Source organism: Pseudomonas sp. IT-196MI5 (assembly GCF_949767415.1).
GTDB lineage: Bacteria > Pseudomonadota > Gammaproteobacteria > Pseudomonadales > Pseudomonadaceae > Aquipseudomonas.
In genome coordinates, this window is record NZ_CATKPZ010000022.1 from 125,013 (window position 1) to 140,844 (window position 15,832).

A 15,832-nucleotide genomic window follows, 5' to 3' on the forward strand; every position below is an offset into this window, starting at 1 on the left:
GTCACTATAAAAAAAGCCGCTGACAGAAGCGGCTTTGAAGACAACTTTTCAAAGGGAAGAGCCGATGAAAAGTGTCGAGGGAAACAGGTGTGACAGGTGTGGATCAGCTGTCTTTCTCGGCCCGTGGCTGGGCCTGGGTGCTGGATGCTTGCGGGGCCTGGGCGTCTTGCGCAGCCTCGGCCGTCATCTCGATCCGATGCTCTTTGAACGCCGCAGCGCGTGCAGCGTTATGCGTGACGAAAGTCTGCGACTCTTCCGCCATCGCCAAGGGTGACAGGAACAAAGAGGACAAAACGAAAGCGCTGGCAATACCCATACTGTTGGACATCTTTAAAACCTTCTTGCTTGGCAAGTGCTGTTTGGTGCGGGCAAAGATAAGGATATGGGGCGAGGGGAAAAAGAGCGGATTCATGAAAGGACTGTTGCGGTTACGGCAATAGTTGGTTGGCCGCACATTTAAGTGCGCCTGAATCCAATGTGGGAGCGAGCTTGCTCGCGATAGCATCACCTCGGTTCCGAAGTTGTACCGAGTCGCCTGTATCGCGAGCAAGCTCGCTCCCACAAAGGAAGAGGGGGTCAGACCGGGAGATGTATGCCGAAGGTATTCATCCCATGGTCGCTGTGCACAAACACATCGCCGCCATGCATCAACGCAATGGCCTTGACGATGGCCAGTCCCAATCCATGGTTTTGACCGCTGTTGCTGCGCGAGGCATCGACCCGGTAGAAGCGCTCGAACAGCCGTGACAGGTGTTCACGGGCTATCGGCGAACCGGGGTTGGCGACGCCGATGCTGACCAGGTGTTCTGCGGCTTCAATGCGCACTTGAATCACCTGCCCGGGCGCGGTGTGTTGCACCGCGTTGTTCAGCAGATTGATCAACGCCCGGCGCAGATGCGCGATCTCGATCCGCACTTGCGCGTCTCCACTGACCTCAACCCGGACCTGAGCGTCCTCAAGTATGAAATCCAGGTATTCCAGGGTCGTGGCCACTTCATCGGCCAGTGAGGTTGAGGTGAGTTTGGTCGCCTTGCTGCCCTGATCGGCGCTGGCGAGGAACAGCATGTCGTTGATGATCGAACGCAGCCGCTCAAGCTCTTCGAGGTTCGATTGCAGCACTTCGAAGTAATGCTCGGCGGAGCGTCCACGGGTCAATGCGACCTGGGTCTGGCCGATCAGGTTGGTCAGTGGAGAGCGCAGTTCGTGGGCGACGTCGGCGTTGAACGATTCAAGGCGCGAGTACGCTTGTTCAACCCGTTCCAGGGTCGAGTTGAACGAACTGACAAATTGATCAAGTTCCGGCGGCAATGGCGACAGGCGCAAGCGCCCCGAGCGCAATGGCGGGGCCAGGCGCTGGGCTTCCTGGGACAGTTTGATCAGCGGCTTGAGCCCGATCCGCGCCACCCAATAGCCCAGTGCCGAAGCCAGCAACACACCGACGATCGCCAGGCTGATCAGCGCGATCAGCAGTTGATGCTGGGTCTGGAAAAATGTCTCGGTGTCGATGGCGATCATGAAACGCAGTGGTGGGCGCTGGTCCTTGGCAGGGAATTCGCTGACCAGCACTTTCAGCGGATAGGGGTGATCCGGCAGATGCATGTCGCGGGTGCCCAGCGGCCCTTGGGCAAAGGCGCGGATTTGCGGTGTCGGGTTGCCGTATTCGTAGTGTGGATCGCCGCTGATGATCCAGAAACGGATGCGCTTGTCTTCTTCGCTCAGCAGATTGAGTTTGTTGTTGATCTTCACCCAGTGCTCGGGCGTGCCGTAACGGCCGACCGTGGATTCGAGCACGCTGTAGCGCGCATCGAGTTCGGCTTCAGGCAACAGGCCCAGGCCCTTGTCGACCTGCTGGTACAGCGCCCAGCCGATCAGCAGGAACACCAGCAGCGCTACCAGCGTGAACATGCCGCTTAAACGCAGCGCGATGGAATTACTGGACACCACGGCTCTCCAGCACATAACCCATGCCGCGAATGGTGTGCAGCAGCTTCTCTTCGAACGGCCCGTCGAGCTTGGCCCGCAGGCGTTTGATCGCGACTTCGACAACGTTGGCGTCGCTGTCGAAATTGATGTCCCAGACCATTTCGGCGATGGCGGTTTTCGAGAGGATTTCACCCTGGCGCCGGGCCAGCACACTGAGCAGCGAGAACTCTTTGGCGGTCAGGTCCAGCCGTGTGCCACCTCGGGTAGCCTTGCGGCTGATCAAATCTATCCACAGGTCGGCGATGCTCACTTGCACCGGTTCATGGCCACCGCTACGGCGGGTCAGCGCTTGCAGGCGCGCCACCAGTTCCAGGAAGGAAAACGGTTTGCCCAGATAGTCATCGGCGCCTTCACGCAGGCCCTTGATGCGGTCTTCCACACGCTCGCGGGCGGTGAGCATGATCACCGGGGTTTGCTTGCGCGCACGCAGGGCGCGCAACACACCGAAGCCGTCGAGGCCCGGCAACATCACGTCGAGGACGATCACCGCGTAGTCGCTCTCCAGCGCCAGGTGCAGGCCTTCCACACCATCGCGAGCCAGGTCCACGGTGAAACCCTGTTCCGTCAGGCCGCGATGCAGATAATCCGCGGTTTTTTCTTCGTCTTCGATAATCAGAACGCGCATGACCCGCCTCAGTCTGTGGTCGCCAGCTTTGGCACTGGCGAAGGTTTAGGCCGATGGAACAGACGCTCCAGCCACAAGTATATGACCGGCGTGGTGAACAGCGTCAGCGCCTGGCTCACCAGCAAACCGCCGACCACCGCGATCCCCAGGGGCTGGCGCAATTCGGCGCCGGTGCCGTAGCCGAGCATCAGCGGCAGGGCGCCGAGCAGGGCGGCGAGGGTGGTCATGATGATCGGCCGGAAACGCGTGATGCAGGCCTTGAAGATCGCTTCTTCTGGCGACAGTCCGCCATTGCGCTGCGCTTCGAGGGCGAAGTCGACCATCAGGATGCCGTTTTTCTTGACGATGCCGATCAACAGCACCAGCCCGATCAAGGCCATGATCGAAAAGTCCTGGCCGCAGATCCACAGCATGATCACCGCGCCGAGGCCCGCCGAAGGCAAGGTCGAAATGATCGTCAACGGGTGCACGAAACTCTCGTAGAGCACGCCGAGAATGATGTATACCGCCACCAGTGCTGCCAGGATCAGCCACGGCTGGCTGGCCAGCGAACTCTGGAACGCCTGGGCCGCACCCTGGAAATTGCCGCTGATGGCGGTCGGCATGCCGATGTCGACTTTGGCCTGGTTGAGCATGATGACCGCATCGCCCAACGCCACGCCGGGGGCCAGGTTGAATGACAGGTTGGCCGCCGGGAACATGCCGTCATGGGCGATGGACAGCGGGCCGATGGTCGGCGCATCAAACCTGGCCAGGGCCGACAGCGGTACCATTTCCCCGCTCAGGGGCGAGCGCAGGTAGAAGTAATTGAGGCTCTCGGCCTTGCCGCGCTGCCTGGTGTCCAGTTCCAGGATCACGTTGTACTGGTTGACCTGGGTCTGGAATTCATTGATCTGGCGCTGGCCGAACGCATCGTACAGCGCTTCGTCAACGTCGCTGGCGGTCAGGCCGAAACGGGCTGCGGCGCTACGGTCGATGCTGATATGGGTAATGCTGCCGCCCAGTTGCAAGTCATTGGAAATGTCGCGGAAGGCCGGGTTGGCGCGCAGTTTTTCCGTCAGGCGCTGGGTCCAGGTGCTGAGTGTGCCGCCGTCGTTACTCTTGAGTACATATTGGTACTGGGCACGGCTCGGGCCGGAGCTGAGATTGATGTCCTGGCCGGCGCGCAGGTACAGGACGATGCCCGGTACGTTCATCAGTTGCGGACGAATCCGGTCGATGAACTGGCTGGCGGAGACGTCGCGGTCGCCACGTTTTTTCAAGGTGATCCAGAACCGGCCATTGGCGATGGTCTGGTTGCTGCCCGAGACACCGACGGAATGTGAAAACGTTTCGACTGCGGGATCGGCAGCGACGATTTCGGCCATCGCCAGGTGTTTTTTCACCATGTCGCCATAGGAAATATCGGCAGCAGCTTCGGTGGTGCCGAAGACGAAACCGGTGTCCTGGATCGGGAAGAAACCCTTGGGAATGAAGATGTAACCGGCGACGGCCAGACCCAGCGACAAAGCAAACACACCGATCATCGTTTTCTGGTGGGCGAGGGCATGGCGCAGGCCTTTTTCGTACCAGGCCAACAGGCGTTCACCGAAGCCCGGTTTGTCGTGGGCGTTATGCACCGGCGCGCGCATGAACAGCGCGGCCAGCATCGGCGCCAGGGTCAGGGATACCACCACCGAAATCATGATGGTCGAGGTGGCGGTCAGGGCGAACTCCTTGAACAACCGCCCGACCACGCCGCCCATGAACAGCAGCGGAATGAACGCAGCCACCAGCGAGAAACTGATCGACACCACGGTGAAGCCGATCTCCCCGGCGCCCTTGATCGCCGCTTCGCGCATGCCTTCGCCGGCCTCCAGGTGCCGGTGAATGTTTTCCACCACCACGATCGCATCGTCGACCACAAAGCCCACGGCCACCACGATCGCCACCAGCGTCAGGTTGTTCAGGCTGAAGCCCATCACATACATCAGGGCAAAGCTGGCGATCAGCGAAACCCCCAGCACCGCCGAGACAATCAAGGTCGCCGACAACTGGCGCAGGAACAGCGCCATCACCGCCACCACCAGCATGATGGCAATGAGCAGGGTGATTTCCACTTCATGCAGCGAGGCACGGATGGTCTGGGTGCGGTCGATCAGCGTCTTGACCTGCACCGAGGCGGGGAGCATCGCTTCCAGCGCCGGCAAGGCGGCCTGGATGCGGTCCACGGTTTCGACGATGTTGGCCCCCGGCTGGCGGAAGATCACCAGGTTGACCCCCGGTTGCGAGCCTGCCCAAGCCTGGATGTAGGCATCTTCCGAGCCGTTGACGACTTTGGCGACATCGCGCAGATGAACCGGTGCACCGTCCTTGTAGGAAACAATCAGCTGGCTGTAGTCCTCCGGGTGGAACAACTGGTCGTTGGTGGACAGGGTCGAGATGCTCGACTCCCCGTACAGCGCACCCTTGGCCAGGTTGAGGCTGGTCTGCTGGATCGCCAGGCGGATGTCGGCGAGGGTCAGGCCGATGGCCGCGAGCTTGTCCGCCGAAACCTGGACGCGGATCGCCGGACGCTGCTGACCGGTGATGACGACCTGGCCTACACCGTCGACCTGACTGAGCTGACGGGACAACAGGGTTTCCGTCAGGTCGCTGAGCTGTGGGCCGGGCATCAGCGAGGAGTTGACGCTGAGGATCAGCACCGGGCTGTCCGCCGGATTGACCTTGCGCCAGGTCGGCAGGTTCGGCATGTCCTTGGGCAGCTTGCCCGCGGCAGTATTGATCGCCGCCTGCACTTCCTGGGCGGCGGTGTCGATGCTCTTGTCGAGGGTGAATTGCAGGGTCAGGATGGTCGAGCCCAGTGCACTGCTCGAGGTCATCTGGGTCACGCCGGGAATGGCGCTGAATTGCACTTCAAGAGGCGTGGCCACCGAGGAAGCCATGGTTTCCGGGTTGGCGCCGGGCAGTTGCGCGGCCACCTGGATGGTCGGGAATTCTGCCTCCGGCAACGGCGCTACCGGCAGGCGCGGAAACGCGATGACACCCAGCAGCACCAGGGCGAACGTCAGCAGGACCGTGGCCACCGGGTGGTCGATGCACCAGGCTGAAATCGAACCATGACCCTTCATTGCTCCGCCTCCGATCGCACCACCTGCGGCGGCTCGGTCAGCACTTGCACAGTCGCGCCGGGCTTGAGCCGCGACTGACCATCGCTGACCAGCACATCACCGGGCTTCACACCTTTGATGATGTCCTGGCCGCTGCCTTGATAGACCATCTGCACCTGCACGGCTTCGACCTTGTTGCCATTGACCCGGTACACGAAGTGCTGGTCGAGGCCGCGTTGTACGACTGTCGGCGGCACCACCAGCGCATTTTTCTCCAGGGCCGTCTGAATCTTTACCGTCACCAGCAGGCCCGGCCAGAGCTTCTGCCCGGGATTGTCGAACTCGGCCTTGGCGCGGATGGTGCCGGTGCTGGCATTGATCTGGTTGTCGATCAGGGTCAGGTGGCCTTCGCCGAGCAGGTTGCCGGTTTCGCCGTCGGTGTCGGCACCGATGTAGGCCTTGACCTGGGCGTGCTGTGGATCGTTGATCAGGCCCTGCAAGGTCGGCAGCATTTGCTGCGGCAGGGAAAACTCCACGGCGATCGGGTCGATCTGGGTGACAGTGAACAAGCCCTTGGTGTCGGTCATGCGCAGGAAGTTGCCTTCGTCCACCGTGCGAATACCGACACGACCGCTGACCGGTGAGCGGATTTGTGTGTAGGAAAGCTGTACCTCGGCAGAATCAATCGACGCCTGGTTGCCTTGGGCGGTGGCCTTGAGCTGGTTGACCAGGGCCTGTTGCTGGTCGTAAGTCTGCTTGGACACGCCGTCGTCGACGCTCAGCAGTTTGTAGCGTTTGAGGTTGACCAGCGCCACTTGGAGCTGCGCCTGGCTTTCGCCCAGTTGTGACCGGGCCTGATCGAGGCTGGCGCGGATCGACCGGTCGTCGATGGTGGCCAGCAGGTCGTCTTTTTTCACCAGTTGGCCTTCCTTGACCATGATTTTGGTGAGAATGCCGTCGATTTGCGGGCGGACCACGACGCTGTGCAGGGACAACACCGAACCGATGCCACTGACATAGCGCGGCACGTCTTTTTCGGCAACGGCGACCACTCGCACGGGGATGGCGGTGGGGGGGGCGAGTTTGGCCTTGGCCGGTTTGGCGGTATACCACAGGCCCAGCGCTGCCAGGACGATCAGAAGGGCGACGAGCAGGGCCGATTTTTTCTGGATTCGCATGCGAGTGGGGCGCCGGGGCTGGGTGGTCGGTTGGTATTTTCCTTTATAAACCTGTTTGCCGGTCAGGAGGGTGACGGCTAACTGACGGCGCTGTCAGCTTTGGGGGACTTGGCGGCCTTTGGGCCGACCATGGTGTTGGGTGACCGTGTACATATCCGTTTCTTCGGTAACGGCCACTTAGGGTTCCGCCCTGACGGCGGGTCACTTGGAAGAGCCCCAAGTAACCAAGGGCTCTTGCCCCTGACGTTCGGTGCCTCGCCGTGGCTCGGCATGCCCTCGCTCCGGTCCTGCTCCGTGGGCCCGCCGCCATCGGCCATCCATGGCCGGCGGCGGTGGAGGTAGCTTCGGGTTGACGGAGAGGCTCAGGGCATGAGGGGGCGTACACCGCAACAGCGCCCGAGGCGGCCTACCGGCCGGCCTGATTTTTTGGTCCGTACGCATTTCAAAACTGTAGGAGCGAGCCTGCTCGCGATGGCGGCCTGATAGCCGACCGATCTCATGCAGATGTACTCGATCCCTGTGGGAGCGGGCTTGCCCGCGAAGGCGGCCTGACAGCTGGCCAATTTCTGGCAGATTTATGCAAATCTAACTGTGGGAGAGAGCTTGCTCGCGATGGCGGTGTATCTGCTCACAGAGATTTGAATGTGAGAACGCCATCGCGAGCAAGCTCGCTCCCACAAGGGATCAATCCTTGAGCCGATGGATCAATTCGCCACCCGAACCCCACCCAGACTCCCGCTCAATTCATACGCCGCCAATTCCGCCTGGTGTGCCGCCAGCAATTCCGGTAACGATCCGCGCAAATACTCGACCCAGGTCTTGATCTTCGCATCCAGGTACTGGCGCGACGGGTAGATGGCGTACAGGTTCAGTTCCTGCGAGCGGTATTTGGGCATCATGCGCACCAGCGTGCCGTTGCGCAGGCCTTCTATTGCGGCGTACAGCGGCAGCACGCCAACGCCCATGCCGCTGATGATTGCGGATTTCATCGCGTCGGCGGAGTTCACCAGGAACGGTGAGCTGTTGATGGTGACCATCTCCTGGCCGTCAGGACCGTCGAAGGCCCATTTTTCCAGCGGAATCACCGGGCTGACCAGGCGCAGGCAGGCGTGGTTGAGCAGGTCGCTGGGTTTTTGTGCGCAGCCGTTGGCTTTGACGTAGGCCGGCGAGGCGCAAACGATGCTGTAGGTGATGCCCAGGCGCTGGGAGACGAAACCCGAGTCCGGCAGTTCGCGGGCCAGGACGATGGACACGTCGTAACCCTCGTCGAGCAGGTCCGGCACGCGGTTGGCCATGGTCAGGTCGAAGGTCACGTCCGGATGGGTCTTGCGGTAGCGGGCGATGGCGTCGATCACGAAGTGCTGGCCGATGCCGGTCATGGTGTGCACTTTCAGTTGCCCGGCCGGGCGGGCATGGGCGTCGCTGGCCTCGGCTTCGGCTTCTTCGACGTAGGCCAGGATCTGCTCGCAGCGCAGCAGGTAACGCTTGCCGGCTTCGGTCAGGGCGATACGGCGGGTCGTTCGGTTGAGCAGACGGGTTTGCAGGTGGGCTTCCAGGTTGGAGACCGCGCGCGAGACATTGGCCGTGGTGGTGTCCAGTTGTATGGCGGCGGCGGTGAAGCTGCCGGCTTCGGCCACGTAACTGAAGGCGCGCATGTTTTGCAAAGTGTCCATGGGGTGCTCTCTCGTCGAATGACAAATTGTGACACGAAGTTTCTGTTTATTTACAGGCGACTAAAGATCTACCAACGGATTATCTCGTTAACGGTAACAAAGATTCACAGGAATCCCAGCTTATCGCCCTTCAGGCTGCCCCATAGAATTGCGCTCACCTCTTACGCCCCGAACATCTCCCCACCTCAGGAAATCACAGCAGTGCCGCGTCGCATCAGCAGAGCGCTTCAGCCGCTCAGTGTTTTGGCTTTAATCCTGGCAATCAGCGGCTGCATCGGAACCGGAGGTATTGCCCCACAGGGCAAGGCGCTGGAGGCCAATTCACTGGCCACCGACGAAGCGATCCAGAGCGCCGCGCAAGATGCGCACTGGCCCACCGCGCAATGGTGGCAAGCCTATGGCGACCCGCAACTGAATCGCTGGATCGACCTCGCCCTGCAAGGCAGCCCGACCCTGGCCATGGCCGCCGCCCGGGTGCGTCAGGCCCGGTCCATGGCCGGAGTGGCCGAAGCGGTCGAGTCGCTGCAGATCAATGGCGATGCCACCCTCAAGCGCCACAACTGGCCGACCGACCAGTTCTATGGCCCAGGCGAACTGGCCAACAGCACCACCTGGGACAACAATGCCGCGCTGGGCTTCAGCTATGCCCTCGACCTCTGGGGCCGCGAAAGCAATGCCACCGAGCGCGCCGTGGACCTGGCGCACATGACCGTTGCCGAGGCCCGCCAAGCCCAGCTCGAATTGCAGGACAACATCGTCCGGGTTTACATCGAGCTCTCGTTGCATTACGCGCAACGGGACATCGTTGATGCGACCCTGAAGCAGCAACAGCAGATTCTCGAACTGGCGCAAAAACGCCTGAGCGGGGGTATCGGCACTCATTTCGAAGTCAGCCAGGCCGAGACGCCGCTGCCGGAAACCCATCGCCAGATCGATGCCCTCGACGAAGAGATCGCCCTGAGCCGCAACCAACTCGCCGCCCTCGCCGGCAAGGGGCCGGGGGAGGGCGCGCAGTTGCAGCGGCCAACGCTGTCGTTGGGGGCGCCGCTGAAACTGCCGTCGTCGCTGCCGGCGCAATTGCTCGGCCAACGCCCGGACGTGGTCGCCAGCCGCTGGCAAGTGGCGGCACAGGCGCGGGGCATCGATGTCGCCCATGCCGGTTTCTACCCGAACGTCGACCTGGTCGGCAGCCTCGGCTACATGGCCACCGGCGGCGGGGCGCTGGAGTTCCTGACCGGCAAGAAACTCAACTACAGCGTGGGGCCGGCGATTTCGCTGCCGATCTTCGACGGCGGGCGTTTGCGCTCGGAACTGGGCGAAGCCTCGGCCGGGTATGACATCGCCGTGGCCAAGTACAACCAGACCCTGGTCAATGCCCTGAAAAACATCTCCGACCAGTTGATCCGCCGCGAGTCCATGGACAAGCAACAGGCTTTCGCCGCCGAGTCGGTGGCCACCGCGCAGAAGACCTACGACATCGCGATGATCGCCTACCAGCGCGGCCTGACCGACTACCTCAACGTGCTTAACGCCCAGACCTTGTTGTTCAAGCAGCAGCAGGTGCAACAGCAGGTTCAGGCGGCGCGTTTGAGTGCTCATGCGCAATTGGTGACGGCGCTCGGTGGTGGTCTCGGTGCCGGTCATGACGTGCCGAACGCCGAACAGACCCAAGCGCCGAAAACCCCGAGCCTTTTGCGTTGAACACAAGACCTGTGGGAGCGAGCTTGCTCGCGATGAGGGCGTGTCAGTCAGCAATGATGTTGCCTGACACACCGCTATCGCGAGCAAGCTCGCTCCCACAGGTTCCGGTTTTCACTGGAATTTATTGAGCAGGATTTAATGACTCCCTTGCCCGCACCCTTGCGCTGGCTGTACTCCCTGGAATGGCGCCGGGGGTTCTTCGACTGGGCACGCAGCGACGGCGTGACCTGGGTTTATATCTTCAAGGTGCTGTTCGCGGCATTCCTGGCGCTGTGGCTGGCCATGCGCCTGGAACTGCCGCAACCGCGCACGGCGATGATCACCGTGTTCATCGTCATGCAGCCGCAAAGCGGCCAGGTGTTCGCCAAGAGTTTCTATCGTTTTCTCGGCACCCTGGCCGGGTCGACGGTGATGGTCGCGCTGATCGCCCTGTTTGCGCAGAACACTGAGCTGTTCCTCGGTTCGCTGGCGATCTGGGTCGGTATCTGCACGGCCGGTGCCGCCCGCTGCCGCAACTTCCGCGCCTACGGTTTCGTACTCGCCGGATACACCGCGGCGATGGTCGGCTTGCCCGCGCTGGCCCATCCGGAGGGGGCGTTCATGGCGGCGGTCTGGCGGGTGCTGGAAATCTCATTGGGCATTCTCTGTTCGACATTGATCAGCGCTGCAATCCTGCCGCAAACCGCCAGCGCCGCCATGCGCAACGCGCTGTATCAGCGCTTCGGCGTGTTTGCCCTGTTCGTCACCGACGGCTTGCGTGGCCGCAGTCAGCGCGAGGCGTTCGAGGCCGGCAACGTGCGTTTCATTGCCGAGGCAGTCGGACTGGAAGGGTTGCGCAGCGTCACCGTGTTCGAAGACCCGCACATGCGTCGGCGCAATGGACGACTCAGTCGCCTGAACAGTGAGTTCATGGGCATCACCACGCGCTTCAATGCCCTGCATCAGTTGCTCGAACGCTTGCGCAACAACAATACGGACCATGCCGTGGCGGCGATAAAGCCGGGCTTACAAGACCTCGCCGAACTGCTCGACGGCTTCAGCGGTCGTGCCCTGACCAGCGCCGATGCGGCGCGTCTGGTTATGGCGCTGAGTGCATACAAGGCAGGGTTGCCGGCGCGGGTACGCAGCCTGCGGGTGATCTTTCAGGAGAGCGAACCGAGCGACGACGAACTGCTGGACTTCCACACGGCGTACGAGCTGCTCTATCGCTTCGTCGACGACCTGCACAGTTATGCGCAGACCCACGCCTCCCTGGCCGATCACAGCCACGAACGGGAGCGCTGGGACGAGCCGTTCACCCCGCAAACCAACTGGATGGCGGCGGCGGCATCGGGGATTCGCGCGGCGTTCATCCTGGTGGTTTTGGGCAGCTACTGGGTGGCAACCGCCTGGCCGAGCGGCGCGACCATGACCCTGATCGCTGCTGCGACCGTGGGCTTGTCCGCCGCCACCCCGAACCCGAAACGCATGGCGTTTCAGATGGCGTGCGGGACGTTGCTCGGGGCGCTGATCGGCTTCGTCGAGATGTTTTTCATTTTCCCGTTGATCGACGGATTTGCGTTGCTGTGCGTGATGCTCGCACCGGTGATCGTACTGGGCTCGTTCCTGACTTCACGGCCGCAATATGTCGGCGTCGGCCTGGGCTTGCTGATCTTCTTCAGCACCGGTTCGGTGCCGGACAACCTCACGGTCTACAACCCCTACACCTTCATCAACGACTACATCGCCATGGTAATGGGCATGCTGGTGTGCGCAGCGGCCGGGGCGATCATTCTGCCGCCCAACAGTCGCTGGCTGTGGCGCCGATTGGAGCAGGATTTGCGCGGTCAGGTGGTGTACGCCATCAGTGGCAAGCTCAAGGGTTTGGCGTCGAGTTTCGAAAGCCGCACTCGCGATCTGGTGCATCAGGCCTACGGCTTCGCGGCGGGGCAACCGCAAGTGCAGCGGGACTTGCTGCGCTGGATGTTCGTGGTGCTGGAAGTCGGTCACGCGATCATCGAGTTGCGCAAGGAGCAGGCGACTCTGCCGGTGCATCCGGCCTATGCCGAATCCCGGCCATGGCGTCAGGCGATCCGGGTGATGGGGCGTGCATTGGTGCGGCTGTTCCTGCAACCAAACAGCAGCAACCTCGAGCGCGCGTTGGTCGCCGTCGATCACGCGATCAGTCGTGTGCAGTCCACTGACGAACCCTTTGCCCCGCACTTCGATACCTCGGCGTTGCGCCGGGTGAAGAGCTATCTGCACTTCATCCGCACCTCATTACTCGATCCGCAATCACCGCTCGCCGCCTTCGCCAGCAGCCAGCCACAAGGATTTGAACATGCCTCGTGAAATCGCCTTCCACGGCGTGTACATGCCGACCATGACCCTGATGTTTTTCATCGCGGCGGCGATTGCCTGGGCGCTGGACCGGTTCCTGTCCGGGTTCGATCTGTACCGCTTCTTCTGGCACCCGGCGTTACTGCGCCTGAGTCTGTTTACCTGTCTGTTCGGCGCGTTGGCGCTGACTGTCTACCGTTGACTCTCTATCACTGACTCTCTATCTCTGAAGAATGCCCCGATGAAAAAGTTTTTCAGCCTGCTCGCGACCCTGCTGGTGCTGGCCCTCGCGCTGTGGATCGGCCGCTCCTTGTGGGAGCACTACATGAACACGCCATGGACCCGCGACGGTCGCGTACGCGCCGATATCATCAACGTCGCCGCCGACGTCACCGGTGAAGTGGTAGACGTGCCGGTGCGCGACAATCAGTTGGTGAAGAAGGGCGATTTGCTGATGCAGATCGACCCCGAACACTACCGCTTTGCAGTCAAGCAGGCGCAAAGCCTGGTGGCATCGCGCAAGGCGACCTGGGAGATGCGCAAGGTCAACGCCCATCGTCGTGCCGATATGGACAACCTGGTGATCTCCCGGGAAAACCGCGACGATGCCAGTAATCTCGCCGACTCAGCCCTGGCCGATTACCAGCAGGCCCAGGCGCAACTGGAAGCCGCCGAACTCAATCTCAAACGCACTGAAGTGCGCGCCGCAGTGGACGGCTACGTCACCAACCTCAATGTGCATCGCGGCGACTACGCACGCATCGGCGAGGCGAAAATGGCCGTGGTCGACATGAACTCGTTCTGGGTCTACGGCTTCTTCGAAGAAACCAAGCTGCCCCATGTGCGCGTGGGTGATAAGGCCGACATGCAACTGATGAGCGGCGAAGTGCTCAAGGGCCATGTGGAAAGCATCTCGCGCGGTATCTACGACCGCGACAACCCGGAGAGCCGCGAGTTGATTGCCGACGTCAACCCGACCTTCAACTGGGTTCGCCTGGCGCAACGGGTGCCGGTGCGCATTCATATCGATGAAGTGCCGGAGGGTGTGGTGTTGGCGGCGGGGATTACGTGTACGGTGGTGGTCAAGCAAGGTGATGGTGCATAACAGGTAGACCGAGTCGACTGTTTCGCGAGCAGGCTCGCTCCCACATTTGATCTTCAGCGACCGATGATTTTATGTACGACACAAATCCAGTGTGGGAGCGAGCCTGCTCGCGAAGGGCGCGACTCGGTCTCACAGGTATAAGAAACAGGTTCACTCCTTGCAAAACGTCTCATGCAGATGCCGCCAGATCACCCGGCCATCCACCTGCTTTTCGAACACCACCGTGGAGCGACGATCCGAGTGCAGCCCGGTCGCATCGGTTTGTTGTTCGCGGTAACTCACGGTCGCGCCACTGTCGTACAACGCAATACCACGCAACTCACTGAGCTTGATGCGGAACCCGAGTTTCTTACCGCCCGCCAACGTGAACAATTCGTTCAGCGCGTCAAAATCCAGCACTCGACCGAGCGGCGAGACCATGGAGAACTGCGGCGAAAAACGGGTCAGCAGTTTTTCGAGTTCGCACGCATCGCGTTCTTCGGCCAGCCATTGTTCGATGGCCACGTGGGCCTGGATCACTTCGTCGAAGTATTCGGTGTAGTCGGTCATGCTAGCGTTTCCTGAAGTATTGCAGTGTTTGTGCAGGCGTCATCGCGAGCAAGCTCGCTCCCACAGGGTTCTGCTGGGTGGCATAGATAGCATTCACACCAAAAATCTTTGTGGGAGCGAGCTTGCTCGCGATTGCAGGCAACTCGGTCTCAGAGCTGCCCACGCAACCCGAATCGCTTCATCAGCCCGGATTCGAGCAACCCCTTGGGCAACAAACTGGCCATCAGCGGTAATGCACGACTGCCATTGCCCAGGCGCACCAGTCGCGGTGGCTTGTGCTGCTGCACAGCCTTGAGCAATCCGGCGGCAAATTCATTGGCCGGCGTCGGGTTGTCCTGAGAGGCTTTGGCCCGGGCGCGAATGCCTTCGCGCAGCGGGAACCATGGCGATTGCTCACTGATCAGTTGCTCGGCTTCATGCCCTGCGTTCCTGGCAAAACTGGAAGCGATGGCCCCCGGCTGGACTTCCATCACCCGCACGCCGAACGGCGCCAGTTCCATGCGCAAGGCATCGCTCAAGGCATGCACGGCGGCTTTCGAAGCGCAGTAGGCGCCGGCGAATGGCGTGACCAGCACACCCGAAACGCTGCCGATATTCACGACCAATCCTTTGGTCCGGCGCAGCACAGGAAACATCGCGCGGGTGACGCCGACGACAGCGAACACATTGGTTTCGAACTGGCGTTGCATGGCCGGTACGCCGCCATCGAGCAGCGGTCCCATGGCGCCATAACCCGCATTGTTGATCAGCACGTCGAGACCACCGCGCTCCTGGTTGATGCGGTCGCTCAACTGCTCAAGGGCAACACCGTCGTTTACGTCAAGTTGCACGGCGGTAAATCCGGCAGCGCTCAGCATGGCGACATCTTCGGCCTTGCGCGCACTGGCCCAGACTTCATAGCCGGCGCCCTTGAACGCATCGGCAAGGGCACGGCCGATGCCGCTGGAGCAACCGGTAATCAACGCAACGGGCATGGCGCATTCCTTGTGCAAAAAATGGGGGAGAGATCAGTCGGAAAAACTACCCTGCAACCGCTCGGCGCGAAACTCCAGGGTTTCCGGACGGTAGCCAGGGCGCAGTGGCGGCAGCGGCAAACAGTCTTCCCAGTTGCCACCGGCCTGCAATTCGCCGGGGCCACGATAGCGTGGGGCGGTGTACTGATTGTCGGCCAGGTTCACCGTATCGCCCGGCGCATAAGCCGCGACTCGCCACCGCAGCTCAGTCAGCGGCACGTCATTGCCGTTGTTCAGGGTCAATTGCAGTGGCCGATCGGCGGGACATTGCTGCGGCGCGTAGCTGATGCGCAACTCCAGGCGTTGCAGCTGCTTGAGTTCGCGGTGATCCATCCAGACGACCCAGGTGGCGACGATGCCCAACCCCGCGGCGGCCGCCATGGAAACGGGCAAGGCCTTGGCCGGGTAGCGCAGCAACAGGATCAGCCAGGTGATGACCAGCAGGACGCCGATGAACATGACGTGAAATCTCGGGAATAGAGAGGGTCATCCTACCTAAGCGCAGGTGGGGTTGGCGATGGGCGGGACGAGGTCATGGCTTTTAGGCCATCCGTCTGATCTGTAATTTCTGACAGTAGCCAGGCGCCTGAGCGGCGG

The 15,832-nt window shown here is 61.5% G+C and carries 13 protein-coding genes; 4 read left to right on the forward strand and 9 right to left on the reverse strand.

Going from position 1 to position 15,832, the window contains the following annotated elements:
* Positions 1-103: 103 nt before the first annotated feature.
* From ACM6IK_RS14965 to ACM6IK_RS14990, 6 genes are all read right to left on the reverse strand, one after another.
* The gene (locus tag ACM6IK_RS14965) at positions 104-328 is read right to left on the reverse strand and encodes a hypothetical protein (RefSeq protein WP_414875256.1); all 225 of its coding nucleotides are present in this window, start codon (positions 326-328) and stop codon (positions 104-106) included.
* Positions 329-576: 248 nt separating this feature from the next.
* Positions 577-1,941, reverse strand: a complete 1,365-nt coding sequence (locus ACM6IK_RS14970) for a heavy metal sensor histidine kinase (protein ID WP_414874942.1) — start codon at positions 1,939-1,941, stop codon at positions 577-579.
* Positions 1,931-2,608, reverse strand: a complete 678-nt coding sequence (locus ACM6IK_RS14975) for a heavy metal response regulator transcription factor (RefSeq protein ID WP_223529616.1) — start codon at positions 2,606-2,608, stop codon at positions 1,931-1,933. Before ACM6IK_RS14975 ends, ACM6IK_RS14970 begins: the two co-directional genes overlap by 11 nt.
* 8 nt (positions 2,609-2,616) lie before the next feature.
* Positions 2,617-5,718 carry a multidrug efflux RND transporter permease subunit gene (locus ACM6IK_RS14980; RefSeq protein ID WP_414874943.1) on the reverse strand — a complete coding sequence of 1,034 codons (3,102 nt, stop codon included), beginning with the start codon at positions 5,716-5,718 and terminating at the stop codon, positions 2,617-2,619.
* Positions 5,715-6,875, reverse strand: a complete 1,161-nt coding sequence (locus tag ACM6IK_RS14985) for an efflux RND transporter periplasmic adaptor subunit (RefSeq protein WP_414874944.1) — start codon at positions 6,873-6,875, stop codon at positions 5,715-5,717. Before ACM6IK_RS14985 ends, ACM6IK_RS14980 begins: the two co-directional genes overlap by 4 nt.
* A gap of 704 nt (positions 6,876-7,579) precedes the next feature.
* Positions 7,580-8,548: a LysR family transcriptional regulator gene (locus ACM6IK_RS14990; RefSeq protein WP_218426778.1), complete on the reverse strand. Its 969-nt coding sequence runs from the start codon at positions 8,546-8,548 to the stop codon at positions 7,580-7,582.
* A 201-nt stretch (positions 8,549-8,749) separates the two neighbouring features.
* Between ACM6IK_RS14990 and ACM6IK_RS14995 the strand changes: the two genes are divergently transcribed.
* The 4 genes from ACM6IK_RS14995 (at position 8,750) to ACM6IK_RS15010 (ending at position 13,673) form a co-directional block, all read left to right on the forward strand.
* Positions 8,750-10,249: an efflux transporter outer membrane subunit gene (locus tag ACM6IK_RS14995; protein ID WP_414874945.1), complete on the forward strand. Its 1,500-nt coding sequence runs from the start codon at positions 8,750-8,752 to the stop codon at positions 10,247-10,249.
* Positions 10,250-10,387: 138 nt separating this feature from the next.
* Positions 10,388-12,580, forward strand: coding sequence for an FUSC family protein (locus ACM6IK_RS15000; RefSeq protein WP_414874946.1), 2,193 nt, complete (start codon positions 10,388-10,390; stop codon positions 12,578-12,580).
* Entirely contained in the window at positions 12,570-12,770 is a 201-nt protein-coding gene (locus ACM6IK_RS15005) for a DUF1656 domain-containing protein (protein WP_108214933.1), read from the forward strand. The genes ACM6IK_RS15000 and ACM6IK_RS15005 overlap by 11 nt, the downstream gene beginning before the upstream one ends.
* 39 nt (positions 12,771-12,809) lie before the next feature.
* Positions 12,810-13,673 (forward strand): efflux RND transporter periplasmic adaptor subunit, encoded by an 864-nt coding sequence (locus ACM6IK_RS15010; protein ID WP_414874947.1) that lies wholly within the window; start codon positions 12,810-12,812, stop codon positions 13,671-13,673.
* A 150-nt stretch (positions 13,674-13,823) separates the two neighbouring features.
* Here the strand turns inward: ACM6IK_RS15010 and ACM6IK_RS15015 are convergent, their stop codons facing one another.
* The 3 genes from ACM6IK_RS15015 to ACM6IK_RS15025 form a co-directional block, all read right to left on the reverse strand.
* On the reverse strand, positions 13,824-14,222 hold the full coding sequence (locus ACM6IK_RS15015; RefSeq protein WP_414874948.1) for a DUF4440 domain-containing protein: 399 nt from the start codon (positions 14,220-14,222) through the stop codon (positions 13,824-13,826).
* A gap of 149 nt (positions 14,223-14,371) precedes the next feature.
* Entirely contained in the window at positions 14,372-15,196 is an 825-nt protein-coding gene (locus ACM6IK_RS15020) for an SDR family oxidoreductase (protein WP_414874949.1), read from the reverse strand.
* A 33-nt stretch (positions 15,197-15,229) separates the two neighbouring features.
* Complete coding sequence (locus ACM6IK_RS15025; protein WP_414874950.1) at positions 15,230-15,694, reverse strand: multidrug transporter; 465 nt, start codon at positions 15,692-15,694, stop codon at positions 15,230-15,232.
* Positions 15,695-15,832 lie beyond the last annotated feature (138 nt).